At 35.7% G+C, this 22,910-nt stretch carries 22 protein-coding genes; 12 read left to right on the forward strand and 10 right to left on the reverse strand.

Features of this window, described 5'->3' with window-relative positions:
* Nucleotides 1-10: 10 nt before the first annotated feature.
* From APB85_RS09510 to APB85_RS09530, 5 genes are all read left to right on the forward strand, one after another.
* Complete coding sequence (locus APB85_RS09510) at nt 11-1,210, forward strand: DUF2062 domain-containing protein (RefSeq protein ID WP_057483127.1); 1,200 nt, start codon at nt 11-13, stop codon at nt 1,208-1,210.
* A complete protein-coding gene (locus APB85_RS09515; protein ID WP_057483128.1) occupies nt 1,211-4,186 on the forward strand; it encodes an MMPL family transporter in 2,976 nt (991 codons plus the stop codon). It abuts the gene before it with no gap.
* A complete protein-coding gene (locus tag APB85_RS09520) occupies nt 4,187-5,857 on the forward strand; it encodes a C45 family autoproteolytic acyltransferase/hydolase (protein WP_057483129.1) in 1,671 nt (556 codons plus the stop codon).
* Between the two features lies 1 nt (nt 5,858).
* On the forward strand, nt 5,859-7,115 hold the full coding sequence (locus APB85_RS09525) for a phenylacetate--CoA ligase family protein (RefSeq protein ID WP_057483130.1): 1,257 nt from the start codon (nt 5,859-5,861) through the stop codon (nt 7,113-7,115).
* 107 nt (nt 7,116-7,222) lie between these two features.
* Nucleotides 7,223-7,747 (forward strand): hypothetical protein, encoded by a 525-nt coding sequence (locus APB85_RS09530; protein WP_057483131.1) that lies wholly within the window; start codon nt 7,223-7,225, stop codon nt 7,745-7,747.
* Between the two features lie 22 nt (nt 7,748-7,769).
* On the opposite strand, the gene APB85_RS09535 is transcribed toward APB85_RS09530, so the two are convergent.
* Together APB85_RS09535 and APB85_RS09540 are read right to left on the reverse strand one after the other, a co-directional pair.
* Complete coding sequence (locus APB85_RS09535) at nt 7,770-8,519, reverse strand: C40 family peptidase (protein ID WP_057483132.1); 750 nt, start codon at nt 8,517-8,519, stop codon at nt 7,770-7,772.
* 18 nt (nt 8,520-8,537) lie between these two features.
* Nucleotides 8,538-9,719, reverse strand: a complete 1,182-nt coding sequence (locus APB85_RS09540; protein ID WP_057483133.1) for an acetyl-CoA C-acyltransferase — start codon at nt 9,717-9,719, stop codon at nt 8,538-8,540.
* A 115-nt stretch (nt 9,720-9,834) separates the two neighbouring features.
* Here APB85_RS09540 and APB85_RS09545 point away from each other — a divergent pair, with 115 nt between their 5' ends.
* Nucleotides 9,835-11,880 carry an HD family phosphohydrolase gene (locus tag APB85_RS09545; RefSeq protein ID WP_057483134.1) on the forward strand — a complete coding sequence of 682 codons (2,046 nt, stop codon included), beginning with the start codon at nt 9,835-9,837 and terminating at the stop codon, nt 11,878-11,880.
* 4 nt (nt 11,881-11,884) lie between these two features.
* Here APB85_RS09545 and APB85_RS09550 read toward each other — a convergent pair whose 3' ends face one another.
* On the reverse strand, nt 11,885-12,334 hold the full coding sequence (locus tag APB85_RS09550) for a hypothetical protein (protein ID WP_057483135.1): 450 nt from the start codon (nt 12,332-12,334) through the stop codon (nt 11,885-11,887).
* A gap of 189 nt (nt 12,335-12,523) precedes the next feature.
* Between APB85_RS09550 and APB85_RS09555 the strand changes: the two genes are divergently transcribed.
* Nucleotides 12,524-13,177, forward strand: coding sequence for a hypothetical protein (locus APB85_RS09555; protein ID WP_057483136.1), 654 nt, complete (start codon nt 12,524-12,526; stop codon nt 13,175-13,177).
* 2 nt (nt 13,178-13,179) lie between these two features.
* Entirely contained in the window at nt 13,180-13,911 is a 732-nt protein-coding gene (locus APB85_RS09560) for a DUF3307 domain-containing protein (protein WP_057483137.1), read from the forward strand.
* Here the strand turns inward: APB85_RS09560 and APB85_RS09565 are convergent.
* On the reverse strand, nt 13,888-14,295 hold the full coding sequence (locus APB85_RS09565; RefSeq protein ID WP_057483138.1) for a hypothetical protein: 408 nt from the start codon (nt 14,293-14,295) through the stop codon (nt 13,888-13,890). The two genes, APB85_RS09560 and APB85_RS09565, sit on opposite strands and share 24 nt — an antisense overlap.
* A gap of 189 nt (nt 14,296-14,484) precedes the next feature.
* Between APB85_RS09565 and APB85_RS09570 the strand changes: the two genes are divergently transcribed.
* From APB85_RS09570 to APB85_RS09585, 4 genes are all read left to right on the forward strand, one after another.
* Nucleotides 14,485-15,843 carry an NAD-dependent succinate-semialdehyde dehydrogenase gene (locus APB85_RS09570; RefSeq protein WP_057483139.1) on the forward strand — a complete coding sequence of 453 codons (1,359 nt, stop codon included), beginning with the start codon at nt 14,485-14,487 and terminating at the stop codon, nt 15,841-15,843.
* Nucleotides 15,844-15,849: 6 nt separating this feature from the next.
* A complete protein-coding gene (locus APB85_RS09575; RefSeq protein ID WP_057483140.1) occupies nt 15,850-16,725 on the forward strand; it encodes a DUF72 domain-containing protein in 876 nt (291 codons plus the stop codon).
* 1 nt (nt 16,726) lies between these two features.
* On the forward strand, nt 16,727-17,140 hold the full coding sequence (locus APB85_RS09580; RefSeq protein WP_057483141.1) for an NUDIX domain-containing protein: 414 nt from the start codon (nt 16,727-16,729) through the stop codon (nt 17,138-17,140).
* Nucleotides 17,141-17,267: 127 nt separating this feature from the next.
* The gene (locus tag APB85_RS09585) at nt 17,268-17,663 is read left to right on the forward strand and encodes an acyl-CoA thioesterase (protein WP_057483142.1); all 396 of its coding nucleotides are present in this window, start codon (nt 17,268-17,270) and stop codon (nt 17,661-17,663) included.
* On the opposite strand, the gene APB85_RS09590 is transcribed toward APB85_RS09585, so the two are convergent.
* From APB85_RS09590 to tsaD, 6 genes are read right to left on the reverse strand one after another with little or no spacing between them, the layout of a single operon-like run.
* Complete coding sequence (locus tag APB85_RS09590; protein ID WP_057483143.1) at nt 17,660-18,838, reverse strand: class I SAM-dependent methyltransferase; 1,179 nt, start codon at nt 18,836-18,838, stop codon at nt 17,660-17,662. The genes APB85_RS09585 and APB85_RS09590 overlap by 4 nt on opposite strands.
* A 9-nt stretch (nt 18,839-18,847) precedes the next feature.
* Nucleotides 18,848-19,888: an AI-2E family transporter gene (locus APB85_RS09595; RefSeq protein ID WP_373295154.1), complete on the reverse strand. Its 1,041-nt coding sequence runs from the start codon at nt 19,886-19,888 to the stop codon at nt 18,848-18,850.
* 60 nt (nt 19,889-19,948) lie between these two features.
* Nucleotides 19,949-20,470: a TrmH family RNA methyltransferase gene (locus APB85_RS09600; RefSeq protein ID WP_057483145.1), complete on the reverse strand. Its 522-nt coding sequence runs from the start codon at nt 20,468-20,470 to the stop codon at nt 19,949-19,951.
* A complete protein-coding gene (locus APB85_RS09605; protein WP_057483146.1) occupies nt 20,470-21,123 on the reverse strand; it encodes a DUF4159 domain-containing protein in 654 nt (217 codons plus the stop codon). Before APB85_RS09605 ends, APB85_RS09600 begins: the two co-directional genes overlap by 1 nt.
* 36 nt (nt 21,124-21,159) lie before the next feature.
* On the reverse strand, nt 21,160-21,870 hold the full coding sequence (locus APB85_RS09610) for a 16S rRNA (uracil(1498)-N(3))-methyltransferase (protein WP_057483147.1): 711 nt from the start codon (nt 21,868-21,870) through the stop codon (nt 21,160-21,162).
* Nucleotides 21,871-21,873: 3 nt separating this feature from the next.
* Complete coding sequence (tsaD, locus tag APB85_RS09615; RefSeq protein ID WP_057483148.1) at nt 21,874-22,896, reverse strand: tRNA (adenosine(37)-N6)-threonylcarbamoyltransferase complex transferase subunit TsaD; 1,023 nt, start codon at nt 22,894-22,896, stop codon at nt 21,874-21,876.
* Nucleotides 22,897-22,910: the final 14 nt, after the last annotated feature.

Below are 22,910 nucleotides of genomic sequence, written 5' to 3' on the forward strand. Positions count from 1 at the left end.
CCATTTTAATTTGAACCAAAAACCAATATATCAATCCAGATTTGAAGCTTTAAATTGTTGTATTCTCATTCCTACCTACAACAACGAAAAGACTCTGGGCAGTGTTTTGCAGGATTTACTGTTATACACGTCTAATCTTTTGGTAATTAATGATGGTTCTACAGACGCTACCGAAACAATTCTCAAAGATTTTCACGAAATAGACATTCATCACTTCGAAGAAAATAAAGGTAAGGGTGAGGCTTTAAAACATGGATTTAAGCTAGCTGAAGACCTGGGATATGAATATGCTATTACTATAGATTCAGATGGCCAACACTATCCCGATGATCTGGATATTTTTCTTACGCATTTAGAAGAAAAAAGTGACGATTCTGAGATTTTACTCGTAGGAGACCGTAATATGGGCCAGGATGGGATTCCGGGAAAAAGTACCACTGGAAATAAATTTTCTAATTTTTGGTTTTTAGTGGTTACCGGCACCCAACTTACTGATACGCAAAGTGGCTACAGGCTTTATCCCTTAAAAGTGGTGAATCAAATAAGACTTTATACCAATAAATTTGAGTTGGAAATTGAAATTATTGTAAAGTCTGCCTGGAGAAAAGTAAAGGTTAGAAACGTACCTATTAAGGTTTTTTATGAAGAAAACCGGGTGACGCATTTTAGACCTTTTTGGGACATTACCAGGATAACCATACTTTATATTTGGTTTGTTTTGGTAAGTTTTTTCTATATCCATCCTCGCGATACTTATCAGGATTTTAGGAAGAAGGGTTACAAACGTTTTTGGAAAGAAAATATAATTAAAAGTCAGGAGCCTGCGCATAAAAAGGCGGCGGCAATCGCACTTGGAGTGTTTGTAGGTATTTTACCGTTTTGGGGGCTGCATACTCTTTTGGTGTTTAGTCTTGCAGCTTTATTTAAACTCAACAAAGTAGTAGCATTTCTCTTTAGTAATATTAGTATTCCGCCACTTATTCCATTTATAATTTATGCGAGTTACCAGGCGGGTTCTTTGCTTACCGGTCGCGGTTTAGCCTGGGAATTAAGACCGGAAGATTTTGATTCTACTGCCGATATTTTCCTTGGGCTTTGGCAATATATAATTGGAAGTTTTGCCCTCGCAGGAATTGCAGCCCTACTGCTGTGGATTGTCTTTTATTTCTTATTTTCGGTGACAAACCAAAAACAGGTGGTAAAACCTTAAATGCACACTCTTTTTCTCAGGCTTTATTATTTTTTCCGAAAACAGAAAGCAGTTGGTTTTTTGTTGCTTGCACTGTTTGTAGTTACCGGTGGATATTTTGCTACTAAAATTCAGTTAGAAGAAGATGTCACCAAACTGATTCCAACTGGAGAGAAACAGGATGTTTTGAGGAAAGTTCTGGATCATACCGAGTTTTCAGATAAACTCATTATCGCTATTTCTTCAGAAGAAAAAGATCCCGAAGCACTTACCCAATATGCAAATCAATTAACCGATTCCCTTCATAGCAAAATACCGGAATATTTTACTAAAATTCAGGGGAAAGTACCTGAAGAAGGAATTCTGGAAGTTTACGATTTTGTGTACCAAAACTTACCTTTATTTCTAAATGAAAGAGATTACACTGAAATAGAGCAGCGGCTTACAGTTGATAGCATCCAAAATCGCCTGGAGAAATCGTATAAAAACCTGGTTTCTCCCACCGGCTTTGTTACAAAGCAATTCATTTTTAAAGATCCTCTTTCTATAACCAATCTGGGCTTACAGAAGCTTCGGGAATTACAGGTTGATGATAACTTTCAGATCTATAACAACTATTTAATCTCTAAAGATGAACAACATTTACTATTGTTCATCACGCCTAAGTATTCCTCTTCAGAAACTAAAAACAATGAGATTTTTATCAATGAATTGGAGCAAATTGTTTCGGGTTTAAATCAAAATTCAAAGGTTACTGCACAGTATTTTGGCGGGGTTTTATATGCAATTGCAAATGCAAATCAGATTAAAAAGGATATTCAAATAACCTTAAGTATTGCTTTTAGTATTCTGTTTATTTTACTAATCTTCTTTTACCGAAAGTTCTACGTTCCTCTATTGCTTTTTATTCCAAGTGTTTTCGGCGCTTTAATGGCAATTAGCATTTTATATATTACAAAATCTTCGGTTTCAGCTATTTCTTTGGGAATTGGTGCTATTCTCTTAGGCATTAGTCTGGATTACGCTCTGCATATTCTTACTCATTTCAGGAATAATGCTAATGTAGAATCGCTGTATAAGGATGTGGTCAAACCTATTTTAATGAGCAGTTTTACCACGGCCATCGCTTTTTTATGCCTTTTATTTCTCAAAAGTGAAGCTCTAAACGATTTGGGAATTTTTGCTGCTGTTAGTGTTACGACTGCTTCAGTTTTTGCACTAATTTTAATTCCGCAGTTTTATAGAGCACCAAAAGATTCCAAAACAATAAAATCTAATTGGTTAGATAAAATTGCTGCAAAACGGTTTTATCAGAATAAGATTCTTGTTGGTGGAGTGATCTTACTATTTATAGGCGGGATTTTCTTTTTCAATTCAGTTAAATTCAATGAAGATCTTTCTCAGCTTAATTATGAACCTGAACATATAAAACAAGCTGAGGAAAATATTAAGAATATCTCCGGAAAAGCCGCCAACACTACTTACGTGGTTTCCTACGGAAAAGATATTGAAGAAGCCCTCGAGCAAAACAACGAGTTATACCAGGAATTACGGCTATTGAAGAATGAAAATAAGGTTAAAAGCTTTAGTAGCATTGGTGGAGTAGTGCTTTCTACCCAAACCCAGAATAAAAAAATCGAAAATTGGGAAGATTTCTGGACCCAATCTAAAAAGGAAATTCTAAAAGAAAATCTGCTAGAGGAATCGGCTAAGCTTGGTTTTAAGGAAAAAAGTTTTACCCGATTTTATGAGCAATTAAACAAAGATTTCAGCGGAATTTTCCTTGACGATTATCGCAATGTTAATACCCTTTATTTAGATGATTTTATAAATAGAAGTCCGGGGTTTGCTACCGTAACCAGTACCGTTAATTTTGACGAAGTGCAACCTGATGTATTAAAGAAGCTGGAAAAAGATAAAAACATTATTGCAATAGATAGAAAACAAATGAACCAGGACTTTCTTGGGAATTTAAAAAACGAATTTAACCGACTTATCTTATTTTCAGTCCTTGCGGTTTTCTTTGTTTTATTGTTGTTCTACCGTAGGTTATTGCTAAGTCTACTTACGCTTTTACCTATTGCTATCACCTGGATTATTGCGCTGGGGATTATGGCAATTTTCAGCATCCAATTTAATGTTCTTAATATTATTATTTCCACCTTTATTTTTGGCCTGGGCTTAGATTACAGCATTTTTATTACCAATGCCTGCCTTAAGGAATACGAGATCGGTAAACCGGCTTTAAAAACCTATCAAGCCTCTATTTTATTATCGGTTTTAACTACTTTACTGGGAATTGGTGCGCTTGTTTTCGCCAAACATCCCGCGTTACAATCGGTTTCCATAGTTTCAGTTATTGGGGTGCTAACAGCGATGATCGTAGCATTCGTACTACAAACAAAAATCTTCCAGATCTTGTTCTTTAATAGCAAAAGAAATGGAAAGCCAGCTTTCAGTTTCATTTCTTTTTTTAAAAGAAAAGGGGTAAAAGAAAAACTATATTTCCAGCAGAAAGTTTTATCAAATTATCGATATAAATCTGTTTATAAAAAAGCAAAAAAGGAATTTTCCAGTGACAGGGAACGGTTTCTAGTAATTTCTAGATTTATAGAACCAAATGAAAAAGTGTTTTTACAGAACACCTATTTAGGACTTTTACCGGTGTTCTTATTTCTGAAAAATCAAAATGCTCATTTTACGGTTTTTGATCCCAATGAAGAAAATTTAGAGATTTCAAAAAATACTTTCAGCGCCAATTCTGAAAATTTGCAATTTCAGAAAGAATTTCCATTAGAATTTAATGATATTTCCGTACTTATAATTGCTAAAAAGCCGGAAGCAACAATTGCTGAAAGCCTAAAAGATGCCATAAAGAAAAATGCTGATAAAGTAATTATTTTAACTTCGGAGTACGAGAGCAGGTGGTTAATAGACGATAACTTTGAAATCGCTTATCGTCAAAATGATATCCTGGTTTTAAAAAGAATGGATTAAGTGAAATTATTTTTTATAAAAATATCAGTTTTTATTGGAGTCCTATTTCTCCTAAATTCCTGTGGAATAAAGCGCTCTATGCAGGATCGTCCCGATATTTCCGGAATAGAAGATATAGATACTACTAGAACTAAGCTCAGTGATACTCATTTTAAGATTGGCAAAAATTCATTGTATAAAAATAAATATGGCATTTGGGAATTATATATTGAAGGAGATGCCTTGGAGCGCGGTGTAATAAGCGGAAGCTTAACCCGGGAGTTGATGCACAAGCAGGAAACTGCTTTTATGGATAAGATCTATGAACTCGTTCCCGGCACCGGATACCGTAACTTTCTTAAAAAAACCGTGGCCTGGTTTAACCGTAAAATGTATTTGCACGTACCGGAAGAGTATAAGCAGGAAATTTACGGCACTTCACTATTTGGATTAGAAAAGTATAATGAATTCGCTCCGGCATACGTTAGAATGCTTTATTTTCATGGAGCACACGATATTGGTCACGCCTTGCAGGATCTAATGCTGGTGGGTTGTACTTCTTTTGCTGCCTGGGATGATAAAACAGAAGATGGGCAATTACTATTGGGCAGGAACTTCGATTTTTATGCGGGCGATGAGTTTGCTGAAGAAAAAATTGCAGCCTTCGTAAATCCCGATAAAGGGCATAAGTTTATGATGTACACCTGGGCCGGGATGATTGGTTCGGTGAGCGGTTTAAATGAAAAGGGCATCAGCGTAACCATAAATGCCGGAAAAAGTAAAATCCCAATACAGGCGAAAACTCCAATTAGTTTGGTTGCACGTGAGATCTTGCAATATGCCTCTTCAACTGCAGAAGCTATAGAGATCGCTAAGAAGCGTGAAGTTTTTGTTTCGGAATCTATTATGGTCGGTAGCGCTTCAGAGAGCAAAGCGATCTTAATTGAAGTGGCGCCCGGGAATTTTGGAGTTTTTGAAGTTGAAAATTCTAATAAATTAATTTGCAGCAACCATTTTCAAAGTGAAGCTTATGCGGAAGATCACCGAAACTTAAAGGCCATTGAGGAAAGTCATACCCAATATAGATTTGATAAAATGCAGGAATTGCTTTCTGAGAAAGAGAAATTAAATCCGAAAAAAGCTGCTGAAATATTAAGGAACAAAGCGGGATTAAAAGGTGCTAAGCTGGGGATGGGAAATGAAATGGCGATAAATCAACTGCTTGCTCACCACGGCATTATTTTTAAACCTGAAGAAAGAAAAGTTTGGGTGTCAGCAAATCCTTATCAACTTGGTGCTTTTGTAGCTTACGACCTGGATACTGCATTTAAAAAGTTTGAAGCCGGAAATGTTTCGGGGAGTGTTTTGCAAGCTCAGGAAACCATTGCTGAAGATCCTTTTGTAAATACTGAAGCTCATAAAGATTACGAGAATTACCGAAAATTAAGTGCTGAGATTACTGAAGCACTTTCTAAAGAAAAGAAGGTTTCAGAAGAAAAAATTAAGCGATTAAAGTATTTAAATCCTTATTTCTGGGAAGTTTATAAAATTGCCGGCGATTACTATTTTCAGCAAAAAGAGTTTAAAAAAGCGGTGATCAATTATAAGCAGGCAAAAAGGAGGGAAGTGACCACTTTACCAGACGAGCAATACTTAGAAAAAATGATTAAAAAATCTTACCGCAAAATCTAAAATGACAAATTACCTTGATATAAATAAGAATGAGGAATTGCTGAAAAAACAGCTAAATTATGCTTTGGCGAATTCACCATTTTATAAAAAGCGTTTTGCAGATTGTAAAATTGATATTGACGCAATTCAGTCTCATGAAGAATTCAGAAAGATCCCGATTACTACTAAAGAGGATTTGCAGAATTATAACGAGGAATTTATTGCGGTTAGAAAGGATGAAATTATAGATTATGTAACTACTTCAGGGACGTTAGGGAATCCGGTTAGTTTTGCCTTAAATGACACCGACTTGGATCGGCTGGCAGAAAATGAACGACTGTCTTTTGAAATGGTAGGAGTCAGGAAGTCTAGCGTGGTGCAACTTACTACGACTTTGGATCGCAGGTTTATGGCCGGGATGGCTTACTTCCTGGGATTACGAAAACTGGGCGCTGGGATTGTAAGAACCGGAAGCGGCTTACCCGGTTTACAGTGGGAATCTATACAGCGATTTCAACCTGATTTTTTGGTTGCAGTTCCTTCATTTCTGCTGAAAATGATCGATTTTGCTATTGAAAACGGAATCGATTATAAAAACTCTTCCATTAAAACTGCCGTTTGTATTGGGGAACCTTTGCGAAATCCAGATTTCAGTCTGAATTCTTTAGGACAAAAAATCAAGAATTTATGGGATATAGAATTATTTTCTACCTACGCCAGTACCGAAATGGGAACCGCTTTTACCGAGTGTGAATATCATAAGGGCAATCATAGCTTACCCGATTTGATCTTTTCGGAAGTTTTAGATGAAAATCAAAACCCGGTAGAATCCGGTAAAATTGGGGAATTAGTGGTGACGCCTTTACAAACCCAAACAATGCCGTTAGTGAGATTTGCAACCGGGGATATGGTAAAATTTTACGGCCAAAATTGCGATTGTGATAGAAAGTCAATGAGAATTAGCACACCTGTTGGGCGTAAAAAGCAAATGATAAAATTGAAAGGAACTACCCTTTATCCGCAGCAAATCATCAATTTACTTACGGCTTTTCAATCCCTGAAAATATTTGTTATTGAAGCAAGTTTAAATGAAAATCAAACCGATGAAATCCTGATAAGGATTCCTAATGATTTTGCTGAAATTAATAAGCTTCAGGAGCATTTGCAAGCGGGACTAAAAGTGAAAGTTAGCTTAAAAAAAACCTCAGTAGAAAAAATTGAACAGCTAAAATTTCCCAGAGAAAGCAGGAAACCAAAGCTTTTTCACGATTTCAGATAGATGTGAAAACTAATTTTTTAAATGAATGACAGAGTATATTTTGACAATTATTGCTTATTTATACGCAACCTTTTTGGGTTTAGTACATCTACTTAGAAACAACTATTATGAAAAAATATACTTTAATCCTGCTTAGTTTAATATCAGTTGTAGCATGTTCTAAAAATGATGATTCAATTCAACAAGAAATTTTACAAGCCGATAAAGTAATTTTTGGTGGCGTTTATGGTATGTGCGGTGGAGACTGCAGAGATTTGTATCTAATTAATAGCAAAGGATTATATAAAGATGCTGACAATACTTCGGATGAGTATGGGGATTGGTCAAATACTACTTTTGAAGAGAAAATGAATGAGGGAAAATTTAATGCAGCTAAGAGGCTTTTTGAGGTACCATCAAGTTTACTGAACCAGGGACAGGATGAATCAGAAGAGCTTATCGTTCAATCCTGGGCTGATGTAGATTATTACTTATATATTGAAAAGGATGGTAAATCAAAGGAATTAATTCTGGACCATATACATAAAGATGCAAGTCCCGAGATTAAATCTTATTTTAAGACTTTTCTGGAAAGTTATAAGGAATTAGGAGGATATATGATTGACACTACTAATATTGAACGATACTATTAACCAATATTTCTAAGTAGTAAGCTTAAATAATCTTCTTTATAACCCTTAATTGATGAGTATGTCTTTTTAGTTCAGCATTAAAAATTCCTGAATGATCAATACGATCAATACGAACTTTTCCATCTACATGAATAATATAATTATCGTTCATCATAATACCCACGTGATCTATTATTCCTTCTTTATCATCAAAAAAGGCCAGATCTCCAGCTTCACTTTCTTCAATAAAACTAAGCGGTTCGCCTTGTTTAGCCTGATCAGCTGAATTTCTATTTAATTGGTAGCCGTTTAACTTGTAGACCATTTGTGTAAGTCCGCTGCAATCAATTCCCAGCGGCGATTTCCCGCCCCAGGCATACGGACTGTTTAAATAGAGCAGTGCAGTTTTTACAATTTCCATTTTAGGTTTCTCCCCTGTAACTGAATGTCCTTCAAAATGATGGTTTAATAAACCAGTAGCATTAAGGGACGCGCCAATAGGGATAGTAATAAGATGCCCGTTATGATCGGTCACGAAATCAAAAAGATCTGCAGAATATTTTGGAGTAGTCTGGTCTAACTGGAAATAAGTTTCTTCCGGTATTTTAAGTAATTGTTTATTTGAGATCCAGGCCTCAAAATTATCGAATGCAACACGAATCCTGCTCCATTGAGCACGTTCTTCAAGTATTTTAAAATGTTCTCCATAAAGAACCTGAGAGACCATTTCGCTATTATTAGATGTGGTTTCACGAAGTGGCACAATGCTTAAGGGGCAAATTCCGTATTGCATTCAATAAAAAATATAAAATTAAGAGTTTCGCTCTATTACCATTGCAGATGCACCGCCACCGCCATTACAAATTGCGGCCGCACCTAATTTAGCATTATTTTGCTGCAATACATTTAGTAAAGTAATTAGAATTCTTACTCCGCTACAACCCAGTGGGTGACCAAGAGAAACAGCACCACCATGAACATTGGTAATCTCGTCGCTAATTCCCAAAATCTTCATATTAGCCAGTCCAACTACAGAAAAAGCTTCGTTGAATTCAAAGAAATCTATTTCATCTTGAGCAACACCTGCATTTTTAAGCGCTAAAGGTAAAGCTTTGGCTGGAGCAGTAGTAAACCATTTTGGTTCTTGTGCGGCATCAGCAAAACCTTTAATGCTGGCCAGGATTTCTACACCTAATTCTTCAGCTTTGGCACGGCTCATTAAAACCACGGCACCAGCGCCATCGTTAATTGTAGAAGCATTTGCAGCAGTTACCGTTCCGTCTTTACTAAACGCGGGACGAAGTGAGGTTATTTTATCCATTCTCACATTCTTGAATTCCTCGTCTTCTTTTACCACTAAAGGATCTCCTTTTCGCTGTGGCACTTCAACCGGTACCACTTCATTATCAAATTTTCCATCGGCCCAGGCTTGAGCAGAACGTTCGTAAGATTTAATGGCAAATGCATCCTGATCTTCCCTGGAGAATTGATGTTCGGTAGCACAAAGATCGGCGCAAACACCCATTGCATTATGGTCGTAAGCATCTACCAAACCATCCTTTTGCATTCCATCTTCCATTTTTGCAGGTCCAAATTTTTGACCTTTTCTATGGTATAAATAATGCGGAATTAAACTCATATTTTCCATTCCGCCGGCCACAACAATAGAAGTTTGTCCCAGCATAATAGATTGAGCGCCCTGCATTACGGCTTTCATCCCGCTGGCGCATACTTTATTTACAGTTGTACATGGAACGGTATCTGGAATCCCGGCTTTTAAAGCGGCTTGTCTTGCAGGTGCCTGGCCAACACCGGCCTGCACTACATTTCCCATTAAGACTTCCTGTACAAGTTCAGGTTTTAAATTAATTTTATTTAGAGCTCCTTTGATGGCAACAGCACCAAGATCGGTAGCTTCTACGGTAGATAAGCTACCCAAGAAACTTCCAATTGGAGTCCTTGCGGCGCTTACAATTACAACTTCGTTATTCATCATTTATGTTTTAGTTATTTCTTCTTTTGCGAATTTAGTGATTTTATAAGGAACTTAACAAGAGTGCTCCTTTGGCCGCTATTTTTTAGTACATTTGAGCAATAGCACGATTTATATGAAGAAATTCGTAAATAACCTGTATAAGAATCAGGCGTTATTTTACAAGGTATTTTTATTTGCGCTTACGGCAGTGCTAATTGTTTACCTGCTTCCCAGAGGTGGAAATTTTAAATATGAAATTCCTAAAGGAAAGCCGTGGCAGTATGAAAATCTTTATGCGCCGTTTGATTTCGCTATATTAAAATCTGAAGAAGAAATTCAGCAGGAACGGCAGCAAATTCGAAATAATCACACTCCTTATTTCCAGTATAACCAGGAAATCCCAAAACAGGTTAAAGCTGAAGTACCCGATGTGGTATATGAAGTATTCCCTGATAGTCTTTTAAGCAATAGGGAAATACAAATTATTGGTTTTGTAAATGAGACTCTTGAAGAAGTTTATGAATTTGGTTTATTGCAGGCCAATAATCGCGTAGAAGATAACCAGCTTGTTTATTTACGAAAGGGAAATGAAGCTTTTGAAATCTCATATAAAAATATTCTTAAACAGGATGAAGTAAGAAGCTTTTTGAATACCGAAATTGAGCAATCTAATCTTTCATATATAGAAAACGAATTATTAGAAGTGTTCTTCAACCTAATAGAACCTAACGTAAGTTTTGATAGCGAATTTACCCAAAAAGAACTTGAAAGTAAATTAGACAACATTTCTTATACCCGCGGTAATATTGAGCAGGGAAGTAGGGTAATAGCCCGGGGAGAAGTGGTAGAAGGCAATAAATATAATATTCTTAGATCGCTTAAAAACGAATATGAATCGCAGGTTTGGAGTGAAAGTAACTATAAATGGATTATAGTTGGATATAGTGTATTAGTGGCCCTGGCGCTTTTAATGTTACTCTTATTTATTAGAAAATACCGGCAGGAAATTTTTGAGAATAATGTGAAGGTGACATTTATCTTCTTCAACATTCTCTTTATGGTTTTACTCACCACACTGGTAGTTAATTTCAATATAGATTACGTTTATGTAGTGCCTTTGTGTATTTTACCACTTACTTTAAAAGCCTTTTTTGATGCTCGTTTAGGAATGTTCACTCACGTAATTACGGTACTATTATTAGGCTTTATTGTGCCTAACAGTTACGAGTATATGTTTCTGCAAATTATCGCAGGAATTGTCACTATTCTAACTGTTTCTGAACTTTATAAAAGAGCAAACCTTTTTATTTCTGTAGGGCAAATTACCCTGGTTTATATAATTTCATACTTTGCTTTTACCGTTATTCAGGAAGGAAATATCGCCGATGTTGAAGGTGAAGTTTTACTAACCTTCCTACTTGGAGGATTGGCTACGCTATTTGTTCAGCCTTTGATCTATATTTATGAAAAGATCTTCGGAATGGTGTCAGATATGTCTTTATTGGAACTCTCCGATACCAATTCAAAATTACTGAAAGAGCTTTCAGAAAAAGCACCGGGAACATTTCACCACTCTTTAAATGTAGCTAACCTGGCTGAAGCTGCTGCCAATGAAATTAATGCGAATGCGATGTTGACTAGAGTAGGAGCACTATATCACGATATTGGAAAAATGAAAAACCCGACATATTTTTCTGAAAATCAAACTTCGGCGGTGAATTCACATGATGAGCTGGCGCCAAGAGAAAGTGCGCAAATTATTACCGATCACGTTATTAACGGTATTGAAATCGCTAAAAAAAATAATCTTCCAGATAGGGTTATAGATTTTATTAGAACGCATCACGGCACTACCACGGTTTACTTCTTTTATATGAAAGAGAAAGAGCAAAATGATAACGCGGTAGCCGATGATTTCAGGTACCCAGGGCCTATTCCTTTTAGCAAAGAAACGGCAATATTAATGATGTGTGATAGTGTGGAAGCCGCCAGTAAAAGTTTAAAGGAACCAACTGCAGGAGTGATAGATAGTTTTGTAGAAAAGATTATCGATAAGCAAATGAAGGAAGAGCAATTCTTAAATGCTAATATTACTTTTAAAGAAATACAAGTGGTGAAAAAGATCCTTAAACGTAAGCTTAAGAATATTTTTCACCTAAGAGTAGAATATCCGGAATAAGTTCTTAACCTACTGCGGTGATTTTCACTTCCTCATCATTAAAACTAAAGGTATCACCTTCTTTTTTTCCTTCCATTTCTTTGTAAATTGGAGCTTCAGTAGAAATTGCATAAACGCTGCTTCCATCTTCCATAGAAATTTCACCAATAGGGACTGAAATAAAATAATAATTCCCACTGGTTTCCACCACGCTACCAAAACTAATTTTCTCGCTATAATGATCTGGATCTATGCGGCTTAAACTTTCTTTCATCTCACGGGCATCACTCAAACGACTGGCATTTTTTTCGAAATCGCTTAATAATTCCCCTTTATTATCCTCGTCATAATCTGTTTTCACATCGTTGGCCTCCATAGATTCCTTTATAAGGTCCATTTCCTTTTGATAACGTTCAATTTGCTCATTTACAGCGTCTAAACAGTTTAAATAGAGTTCTTTTTTATTACTTACCATATTATTTTTTTTGTTGATTTTTTTAAAATTAATTAACCTAAACAGGCTACAAGAACATTTAGCAAAAGTTTAATAAGACCGGTTAATTTACATATAAGTCTAGAAGCTTATAATCATTTGATATAAGCCTATGAGCTTATAATTGGTTAATATAAGTTTACAGACTAATATTTTTATTATATTTGAAATATGATAGCCGTAATCACAGCCGATTTAATTAATTCTTCCAATTATTCAGAATCGTTTTTAGATGAAATTTTAAAGAATCTAAATTCAGAATTTGAAAAATTGCAGCAGGATTATGCCAAAAATGAAATTGATTTTGAAATTTATCGCGGCGATAGTTTTCAGGGTGTAATTTCAAAATATCAGGATTCATTAAAAATAGCTTTGCGAATTAAGAGCCTTATTAATAAGGTAAAATCGAAAGATCAAAAAACTTCAAGTACTTTGGCCGATGTGAAAATTGCTATTGGAATTGGAGCTTTCGATTATAAAGGAGATTCTATAGCCGAATCTAACGGGCAGGCTTTTCAGTTATCGGGAAGAACTTTAGACGAGATGAAAAACGATTCCCGGAAAATTCGTTTAAAAACACCGCTGGAAAGCTTAAACTCTGAATTTGAAGCAAGCTTATTTTTATTAGATGCGGTAATGGAAAAATGGAGCCAGGCTTCAGCAGAAGTGGTTTACTTTCTTTTAAAAGGAATGAAAGAAACAGAGATAGCCAAAATATTGAATATAAGTCAGTCGGCGGTAAATCAGCGAAAAAAGGCTTGTGGTTGGGAAGCAATTTCGGTCTTACTGAAACGTTTTGAAAATGTAACAACCCAGAGCTTTTAATTATGGAAGAAACTACATTAATCTTGCTTCAACTTCTCCTGGCACATATTTTAACCGATTTTGTGCTGCAACCCACTAAAATGGTAAAACAAAAAAGAGAGAAAAAAGCAAGCTCCTGGTTTTTATACTTTCACTCATTTTTAGCAGGTTTTTTAACTTATCTCTTTCTACAGGAATGGGATTTATGGTATATACCCATTGTAATTAGTTTAAGCCATTTTTTTATCGATCTATGGAAGCTTCAGCATAAAGACGATACCTTAAAACTGTTTTTATTAGATCAATTATGGCACATCCTCATCATAATTTTGGTTTGGCTTTATCTTATTGAAGGTTTTTCAGAATTGATTCCTTTTATCACTGAAATATTTTCTTCACCACAAATCCTCGCAATTTTAATGGGATATTTACTGGTTATTTTTCCCACGGGTTTTCTAATTGGGAAAGCTACCAGCCGTTGGCATAATGAACTTGAACCTAATGGTGAAAGCCACAGCCTGGAAGCTGCAGGAAGGTATATAGGTATTTTTGAAAGAATTCTGGTTTTAACCTTTATTCTTACCAATAACTTTTCGGCAATAGGTTTTCTTATAGCCGCGAAATCTATTTTACGTTTTAGTGATAAAACCGATGCAAGTGCCAGAAAACAAACCGAATACGTACTTATAGGTACATTAATGAGTTTTGCGATCACTATTTTAATCGGACTTCTAGTACGCTACTTCCTCCTCTAAAAGCTGAATATTGCTTTGTAAACGCTCTTTTACAATATTCATCATACGTTTATTTAAGGCCGAAGAATTCTCAATATAAGTGGCATATTCCTCTAAAGTGAATTGTCCTATTATAATACCCTTTAAACTATTTCTGAATTTTATATCCTTTTGGATTGCGTTTTCAATGTAAATAAAGCGTTTTTCAAGCTTAAGTTCATAGAATTTGTTCTTGTGTTTTTTGGTGTAATTTCTAAAGACTTCCAATAACAATTCATCCTGAAGTTTGGCGATTGGCCGTAAAGTTCTGTTCTGAAATTGTTCGTCTAAACTCATGTTTTCTGAAACTCTGGCAGAAGGAATTTCTGGCCTAAGTGCTACTAATTGAAGGTCACGTGGTATCATAAGAACTGTGTTTTCTTAAATTTAATAAACTTAATACCTCAAAAGTCGAGCCCCTTTAAAGACTTGTAAACTAGTTATAAACATTTCTACAAGTTAAAATCGTCTTAATCGGCCTGCCTAAGCCTATTCTTCTTTTTATCTTTAAATGAAAGCCTAGATCAACCAAATTCTTAAAACATTAAATCGCCAATGATAATTTCAAGGAATCCATATACAGGAGAGGAAATTTCTAACCATCACGAATTAAGTGATACCGAAGTTGAAAAATGCATACAAAAAGCTCATTCCAGGTTTAAATCCTGGAAGGAAACTTCATTTGCCGAGCGCAGTAATTTAATGATGAAAGCTGCGAAAGAACTTAAGGACAATTCCCGGGAATATGCAGAAGCTATTACAAAAGAAATGGGGAAGCCTATTACCCAGGCTACTGCAGAAATAGAGAAGTGCGCCTGGGTTTGTGAATATTACGCCGAGAATGCAGAATCTCAATTAGAAAATGAAAAGATAAAAACCGATGCTAAAAACTCTTATGTAGCTTATGAGCCTATAGGAGTTGTTTTGGCAGTAATGCCGTGGAATTATCCATTCTGGCAGGTATTTAGGTTTGCGGCACCGGCACTTATGGCCGGGAATATCGGAATTCTAAAACACGCAAGTAACGTGATGCTTTCTGCCAATAATATTCAAAAAGTATTTGAAAGGGCAGGTTTTCCAAAAGATTGTTTCCAAAACCTGGTAATTGGCAGTAAAAAAGTTGAAAATATAATACGACATACGAATGTAAAAGCCGTAACCTTAACCGGTAGCGGCCGGGCGGGAAGCAGTGTAGCTTCTATTGCCGGTGAAGAAATAAAGAAATCGGTTTTAGAGCTTGGCGGAAGTAATGCTCTGGTAATATTTAAAGACGCTAATATTGCTGAAAGCGTTAAAACCTGTGTTCAAGCGCGATTTCAAAATACAGGACAAAGCTGTATTGCCGGGAAACGTTTACTAATATATAAAGATATCGCTGAAGAATTCCTGGATGAATTCACCAGGCAGGTTCGCGAATTAAAAAGTGGCGATCCTATGGATAAAGAAACTTTTATCGGGGTAATGGCTAAAGAAAGCCTTGCTGAAGACCTGGAAGACCAGATCAAAGATTCCGTAAAAAAAGGGGCAAAAATTATTTTAGGCGGAAAACGCGATGGGACTTATTTTGAACCAACTATTATAACAGGAGCCAAAGAAGGAATGCCAATTTTTGATGAAGAGACTTTTGGACCTGCGATCTCTGTAACCGAATTTAAAGATGACCAGGAAGCGGTAGATCTCGTTAATTCTTCCAATTTTGGCCTTGGTGTTTCCATTTTTACAGAAGATGAAAAATTTGCACTTAAAATGGTTCCCAAATTTGAAGATGGAGCCGTTTTCGTGAACGAGCTTGTTAAGAGTGACCCAAGACTACCATTTGGCGGCACTAAGATTTCTGGCTATGGTAGAGAATTATCGCATCACGGAATCAAAGAATTCACCAATAGAAAAACGGTTTACTTTAACAAATATTAGTTTAGAATGAAGTTTGGAAAAGTAGAACATCCCGAAAATATAGACTTTAACCTGCCTAAAACGCATCCCGACACCATTAAAGTTCTTAATGATAAAGGTAATAATGGAGGATTTAAGGATGTTAGAATAGGTTGTGCGAAATGGAATAGAAAAGATCTTAAGAACTTCTATCCAAGAGGTACAAAAGACGAGTTGAAATATTACTCTTCGCAGTTTAATAGCATAGAATTCAATGGGTCCTTCTATAGGATGTACGAGGAAGAGCAGTTTAAAAAATGGTATGAAAAAGCAGACGATGATTTTAAGTTCTTCCCAAAAGTGCCAAGGCTCATTAGTCATTTAAAACGCTTAAATGAAACCGAGGAATTAACAGACGATTTCATTAAAAACCTGCTTCAGCTAAAAGAAAAATTGGGAACGGTTTTCCTGCAAATGCCTGAAAATTTTGCTCCTAAATTTTTAGAAAGACTGGATAGTTTTTTCGAGCATTGGCCAAAAGAAATTCCGCTTTCTGCAGAAGTACGACACGAAGATTGGTATGCTGATGAAACAGTGGCCAATGAATTCTATGATGTATTAAAAAAACGAGATGTAGCGCATATAATTACCGATACCGCCGGAAGACGTGATCTTATTCATATGAGATTGAGTAATCCAACAGCTTTTATAAGGTATAACGGCGCCAATCACAGCTCAGATTACACGAGGCTGGACGATTGGTTGGATAGATTGGAAGAATGGCATAAGGAAGGCCTGGAGAATGTTTACTTCTTTATTCATCAAAATGTTGAAGAAGCGTCTCCGTTACTTTCAGCATATTTTATAGAAAAATTCAATAAAAGATTTAAAACAGATATACAAATACCTAAAACTTTAAAATAAAATGAAACAGCAAGAAGTAGCAGTAACCGTAGATAGTGTAGTTTTTTGTAATGCTAATAATGAATTTAAGGTTTTGCTTATCAAAAGAAAAAATGATCCCTTTGAAGGTCAATGGGCCTTACCGGGAGGTTTTATAAACGAATCTGAAGATTTGATAACAGCGGCCAAGCGAGAACTTAAGGAAGAAACCGGAGTAGCTGTAGAAACAATGGAGCAAGTGAGAGCTTTTGGTGCGCCGGGTCGGGACCCCAGAGGAAGAACCATTTCTATAGCTTTTGTAAGTAGAATCTTTTGTGAAGAAGATCTTAGTGCCGGTGATGATGCTGCAGAAGCATCCTGGGTAAGTATAGATGACTTGCCTCAACTTGCTTTTGATCACGCTGAAATCATTGAAGCCGCTAAAAACTATTTATAAGTTTTTGCAATTCTAAGGCCCTATTTTTAGGGGAAATAAAAATAACTTATCTAAATTTTATGGGTTTGGTAAATCTTTAAAAAGCTTTTACCAGCCCATTTTTAATGATTAATTTTAAAAGAAAAAGATGAGATTTCATACCAGAAAATGGATCAAACCTGAAGATCTAAACCCAAATGGCACCTTATTTGGCGGTAAATTATTGGCCTGGATAGACGAAGAATGCGCCTTGTATAGCATTATTCAGCTGGAAAATTCGAAATGTGTCACCAAATATATGAGTGAGATTAATTTTCAATATTCAGCTAAACAGGGTGATATTGTAGAGATAGGAATTGAAGTATTAAAATTTGGAACTACTTCATTAACGCTAAAATGTGAGGTTAGAAACAAAATGACCCGTTCTACGATAATTACTATAGACAAGGTAATTATGGTGACTTTAGACGAAGAAGGGAAACCAACACCTCACGGTAAAACTAAGGTAGAATTCGTAAAAGACAGGCTTCAGGATAGAGCCTAAATCTTCTCGCAAAAAAGTACAATCTTTTCGTTATTTATATTGGTGGTAAAAAATAAGTAATTTTTACCGCCATCTTTTATTTTAAATTTTTTCCTTAGCACGGCTACACTTTCAGGAAAATTTCTAACGCTAATATTCGCTTTGTAATTCTTAAACTTTTTCTTTAACACTCCTGGTTTATATTCTTGTATTTCAGTAATCTTAAATTTCCTGCCAGGGAAAACAACTTCTTTATCTGAAGTGTACAAATGTGAGTTAGGATGCAGTTTTGAAGTTTGAATTTGGCCAGCAACTGCTTCAAACAATCCGCTCTTCATAATTGCTGAGTTGGGTTCATAAAGGAAACTTTTTGGAAGCGAATAATTTACATCAGTTGGACTATTATTAAAATTCCCATCAAATTTTTCAACCTTATTTTTAGTAAAATTTAGGGTTTTAATTTTTGGGGAAACACATTCTTCTTTCTTCAAAAACCACAATAATTCCTTTACTTCATTATTAACTGCAACAATATGCATTTCGGTTACAAATTTTAACTCTGAAATTCCAGCTTGCAAATCGAGTAGTGGCGAGGTTTTAATAAGAATTGTATCAGATTTACTAAAAAGTAATTCCAGGTTTTCTGGAATATTCGGTAAACAGTCTGCGAGTCTAAAGACTTTTCCACCAGAGCCATCACGTCTGGAGGGATCAGCGTAAATGCAATCGTATTGTATATTGGAATCTTTAAGGAAATCAATACTGTTTTGATTCTTGAAGCTAATATTTTTACAGCCTAAATGCTTTAGATTATGTGCAGAAATTTTAGATAATTCAGTATTTAACTCGCAATGAACTACTTCTTTAAAGTTTTTGGCAAAATAGAAATCATCTATTCCCAGACCGCCGGTTAAATCTATTAATTTATCTCCCTTTACAAGTGAAGCTTTATATTTTGCCGTGGTTTCAGAGGAAGTTTGTTCTAAGTTAACTTTTGGAGGATAATATATTTCCGTCTGCTCGAACCAGCCAGGCAGCTTCTTTTCGGCTTTTTGTAATCCCGTTAACTGCTGTGCCAGTTCTGAAGAAGAAATACCGGGAAAAGGGCTTCCGCGAAGCGCTATTTCAGCAGGAGACATTTTCAGGTTCTTCCTTAAAAACTCCTGAACTTCGGGATCTAATAAGGCTTTATTCAAAATAATAATTTAAAGGTCTCGTGTGAGTCGTTTTACGATCTTGTATTCGCTTAAAGATTCTTTGGCTATTACTTTTAGGGCGGTGTAAAAAGGTACTGCTACAACCATTCCGGTAATCCCAAAAATAATTCCTGCGATTAGAATAATAAGAAAAATCTCCAGAGGATGCGATTTTACACTGGCACCAAAGATCATTGGTTGTGAGATCATATTATCTATAAGCTGGCAAATAGCATAACCCAGCATTATATAGCCTAGTTTCGGTAAAATAATCAATTGAAAATCTGCGCCCAGATTGCTCGAAATCACAAAAAGCGCCATTAAAACTCCGGCGAAAAGTGGGCCTAAATAAGGAACCAGGTTTAAAAATGCACAAATAAATGCGATCGCTATGGGATTGTTAATTTCAAAAACACTCAATAGAATAGCATAAAGCACAAATAAAACCGTGATTTGTAATGTTAGCCCAACGAAATATCTGGATAATAGAATTTTTATTTTATTAAAAACACGCTGAAATTTCTGCTCATCTCCACGGTTGGCAAAAACCAAAATGCTATTTAGCATTAGCTTACTGTCTTTTAAGAGAAAAAAGGATATAAAAAGTATAGAAAAAATTGCTATCAATGTAGCTCCTAAAATGCTGAAAACATTGTTAAGCAGTGTGGGAACTGCGCTAATATCAAAGTTTCTAATGAACTCACTTTGCTTTAAGCCTTCAATTAAATTGATTTCTTCTACTCCCAGGTAATTGTTTACCTGGTTGTTAAGCTCATTAAGATCGCTTCTAAAAGCATCCATATCTATTCGACTTAAATACTGACTTTGCTCAATAACGATTGGAACGAATACCAGGATAATGCCCGCGAAAATGGAAAGAACCAGAATAAGTACTAATACTACCGAGAGTTGATTGGGAATTTTTAATCGTTGCCTTAAAAAGATAACTACCGGGCGTCCCACAAGTGAAATTACCGCGGCAATAGCGATATAAACCAATACCGATTGGATTTCATATAAAAAATAGAGTAAAAGAATAATGCCAATCATTATTCCTGTTGCTCTTAAGATTCCTAAAGTAATTGATTTTGAATTCACGAGGTAAATATATTATTTCTTATCGAATGCCGATATTGTTTTTGATATTTCATATAACGCTATTCCTGTGGCTTGAGCAACATTCATGCTGCTATTTTGCCCAAACATATTGATATGCAAATGTTTATCAGAAATATCCAGGAAATCATTATTTATTCCTGAAGCCTCATTGCCCAGAATTAGAATAATTTTCTTTTTCTCCCCGGAATAGTGAAAATTTTCAACTGGAATGCTTGCTGAAGTTATTTCCAGTGAAAAAATTTCAGAATTTGTTTTTGCGGTTTTGAGGAAATGAATCGCATCTTCGGTTAATTCGTATTTTACGGTCCTATGTGTATTTCTGGAAGTTTTTTGAAGTCTTCGGCTTTTAAGATTAGGTTCAATTCCAGAAAAAATAATCTTTTCAATGTTAAAAGCATCTGCTAGCCTAAAGATGCTACCAATATTTGCTTCCCCGATAATATTATCTAACACCAGAGTGATGGGAAATTTTTTCTTGCTGAATTTTTCATCAAAATGAGAGAGCTGTTCCATTAATTTTCAAACACGTATTTTAAAATATTTGCTCCCATTTTTAATGCCTTTAATCGCACTTCTTCGGGATCGTTATGCACTTCGGGGCTTTCCCAGCCATCACCAAGATCACTTTCTACAGTAAATAATAGAACCAACCTATTTTCATCGAAAATACCAAAAGCTTGTGGTGGTCTATTATCGTGTTCGTGAATTTTAGGTAAACCGGCAGGAAAATTAAAAGCAGTAGAAAATATAGGATGATTTGCAGGTAATTCTTCCAGTTTTTTCTCCGGAAATACTTTCTCTAACTCCTTTTCTAAATACTGCTGCATGCCGTAATTATCATCTATATGCAGAAAACCTCCGCTTAATAAATAGCTTCTAAGGTTTTCAGCTTCTTCCTGGTTAAAGATTACATTTCCGTGCCCCGTCATATGTACAAAAGGATATTGAAAAATGTCTGAACTCCCGGGTGAAACGGTAACAGGTTTACTTTTAACACTGGTACCGATGTTGTTATTTGAAAAAGTGATCAAATTGGGTAGGGAAGTAGGGTTGGCATACCAATCGCCACCGCCATTATATTTTAATAGCGCGATCTCCTGGGCTTCCAGGAATTGAAAAAAACCAAGAAAAAGAAATAGCAGGATATATTTTTTAAAACTCAACATAAACGTAAAAATATCAATAAAATATCGTCGCGCAACCTAATCCTGATTAATTAGCGCAATAGTATGGCAGGCAACAATGGCAGCGGTCTCAGTTCTTAAGCGGCTGTCTCCTAAGCTTACCGCTCGCCATTCGCTTTCTAAAGCAAGTTTTATTTCTTCAGGCGAAAAATCACCTTCGGGGCCAATAAGAATAGTGACTGTTTCTTTTTCTTTAGCTTCATTCTTTAACGAAATGCGTGAAATATCTTCTTCACAATGCGCGATGAATTTTTGACCTTTAACTTCAGTAGTTATAAATTCTGAAAAAGCAATCGCTTCATTAAGAACAGGTAATCTATAATGCAATGATTGTTTCATTGCACTTTGTAAAACCCTTTCGTAACGATTTAGTTTTATGATTTTTCTTTCACTGTGATCACAAATTATAGGAGTGATCTCATCAATCCCGATTTCGGTAGCTTTTTCTAAAAACCACTCGTACCTGTCATTCATTTTGGTTGGCGCCACTACAAGGTGTAAACGATAAGGTTTAGAAACTTCTTCTTCAAAATTAATGACTTTAGCTAAACACTGTTTTGGATTCGCTTCAATTATTTCGGCCGTAAATAAGAAACCTTTTCCATTGGTAACTTTTAAAATATCACCCTGGTTTTTTCGCAAAACCTTTGCTATATGCCGACTTTCATCTTTGGGAAAAATGATTTGCTTGTCGGTTTTTTCAATATTTGGGGTGTAGAAAAGTTGCATCGATTAAAATTTATAGCGTGCCTGGGCAGTAATAGAATAGTCTGAAAAGTCTTCTTCCAAATATTTGTAATGCCCTGCGATAGCAATCATCGCAGCATTATCTGTAGTATATTCAAATTTAGGAATAAAGCAATTCCAGCCATATCTCTTTTCGGCATCTATTAATGCATTTCTAATGCCACTATTTGCTGAAACACCACCGGCGATGGCTATTTGATTAATTCCGGTTTGCTTTACTGCTTTCTTTAGTTTATCCATTAAGATCCTAACAATAGAAAATTGAATAGAAGCGCAAATATCTTTTAAGTTTTCCGCAATAAAATCGGGATTTTCTTTGGTTTGTTTCTGCACAAAATAAAGCACCGAAGTTTTAAATCCGCTAAAACTAAAATTTAATCCGCTTACTTTAGGGTTGGGAAATGGAAATGCTTTAGGATTTCCTTCCTTTGCATATTTATCTATTAAAGGTCCGCCGGGATAGGGTAGACCAATAATTTTAGCACTTTTATCAAAAGCTTCGCCTACGGCATCATCTGTAGTTTCCCCAATAACCTCCATATCAAAATAATTAGAAACTTTCACAATTTGAGTGTGCCCACCACTTATCGTTAAGGCCAGGAAGGGGAAACTTGGTTTTTTAAAATTTTCCTCTTCAATAAAATGCGCTAAAATATGCGCTTGCATATGGTTAACTTCAATAAGCGGAATTCCTAATCCCAGCGATAAAGATTTAGCAAAAGAGGTGCCTACCAATAATGATCCCATAAGACCGGGACCGCGTGTAAATGCAATTGCAGATACATCTTTTTTATCGATATTTGCCCTGGCTATGGCCTGGTGGATCACTGGAACTATATTTTGCTGGTGTGCTCTGGAAGCAAGTTCTGGAACTACACCACCGTATTGTTGATGTACTTCCTGTGTAGCAACAATGTTAGATAGTATTTTGCCGTTATGTAATACAGCTGCGGCTGTATCGTCGCAGGAAGATTCGATCCCTAATATGTAAATATTTTGTGAAGCCATTAAGAAATAAGGGG

Origin of the sequence: Salegentibacter mishustinae, assembly GCF_002900095.1 — a bacterium.
Taxonomy (GTDB): domain Bacteria; phylum Bacteroidota; class Bacteroidia; order Flavobacteriales; family Flavobacteriaceae; genus Salegentibacter; species Salegentibacter mishustinae.

Excerpts from the sequence above, each read along its gene's own strand:
- APB85_RS09560 (WP_057483137.1), top strand. The coding sequence starts at position 13,180 with ATGGAAGAAACTACATTAATCTTGCTTCAACTTCTCCTGGCACATATT.
- APB85_RS09530 (WP_057483131.1), top strand. The coding sequence starts at position 7,223 with ATGAAAAAATATACTTTAATCCTGCTTAGTTTAATATCAGTTGTAGCA.
- APB85_RS09600 (WP_057483145.1), bottom strand. The coding sequence starts at position 20,470 with ATGGAACAGCTCTCTCATTTTGATGAAAAATTCAGCAAGAAAAAATTT.
- tsaD (WP_057483148.1), bottom strand. The coding sequence starts at position 22,896 with ATGGCTTCACAAAATATTTACATATTAGGGATCGAATCTTCCTGCGAC.
- APB85_RS09545 (WP_057483134.1), top strand. The coding sequence starts at position 9,835 with ATGAAGAAATTCGTAAATAACCTGTATAAGAATCAGGCGTTATTTTAC.
- APB85_RS09610 (WP_057483147.1), bottom strand. The coding sequence starts at position 21,870 with ATGCAACTTTTCTACACCCCAAATATTGAAAAAACCGACAAGCAAATC.
- APB85_RS09550 (WP_057483135.1), bottom strand. The coding sequence starts at position 12,334 with ATGGTAAGTAATAAAAAAGAACTCTATTTAAACTGTTTAGACGCTGTA.
- APB85_RS09580 (WP_057483141.1), top strand. The coding sequence starts at position 16,727 with ATGAAACAGCAAGAAGTAGCAGTAACCGTAGATAGTGTAGTTTTTTGT.
- APB85_RS09595 (WP_373295154.1), bottom strand. The coding sequence starts at position 19,888 with ATGATTGGCATTATTCTTTTACTCTATTTTTTATATGAAATCCAATCG.
- APB85_RS09575 (WP_057483140.1), top strand. The coding sequence starts at position 15,850 with ATGAAGTTTGGAAAAGTAGAACATCCCGAAAATATAGACTTTAACCTG.
- APB85_RS09570 (WP_057483139.1), top strand. The coding sequence starts at position 14,485 with ATGATAATTTCAAGGAATCCATATACAGGAGAGGAAATTTCTAACCAT.
- APB85_RS09585 (WP_057483142.1), top strand. The coding sequence starts at position 17,268 with ATGAGATTTCATACCAGAAAATGGATCAAACCTGAAGATCTAAACCCA.
- APB85_RS09555 (WP_057483136.1), top strand. The coding sequence starts at position 12,524 with ATGATAGCCGTAATCACAGCCGATTTAATTAATTCTTCCAATTATTCA.
- APB85_RS09605 (WP_057483146.1), bottom strand. The coding sequence starts at position 21,123 with ATGTTGAGTTTTAAAAAATATATCCTGCTATTTCTTTTTCTTGGTTTT.
- APB85_RS09535 (WP_057483132.1), bottom strand. The coding sequence starts at position 8,519 with ATGCAATACGGAATTTGCCCCTTAAGCATTGTGCCACTTCGTGAAACC.
- APB85_RS09540 (WP_057483133.1), bottom strand. The coding sequence starts at position 9,719 with ATGAATAACGAAGTTGTAATTGTAAGCGCCGCAAGGACTCCAATTGGA.
- APB85_RS09565 (WP_057483138.1), bottom strand. The coding sequence starts at position 14,295 with ATGATACCACGTGACCTTCAATTAGTAGCACTTAGGCCAGAAATTCCT.
- APB85_RS09515 (WP_057483128.1), top strand. The coding sequence starts at position 1,211 with ATGCACACTCTTTTTCTCAGGCTTTATTATTTTTTCCGAAAACAGAAA.
- APB85_RS09525 (WP_057483130.1), top strand. The coding sequence starts at position 5,859 with ATGACAAATTACCTTGATATAAATAAGAATGAGGAATTGCTGAAAAAA.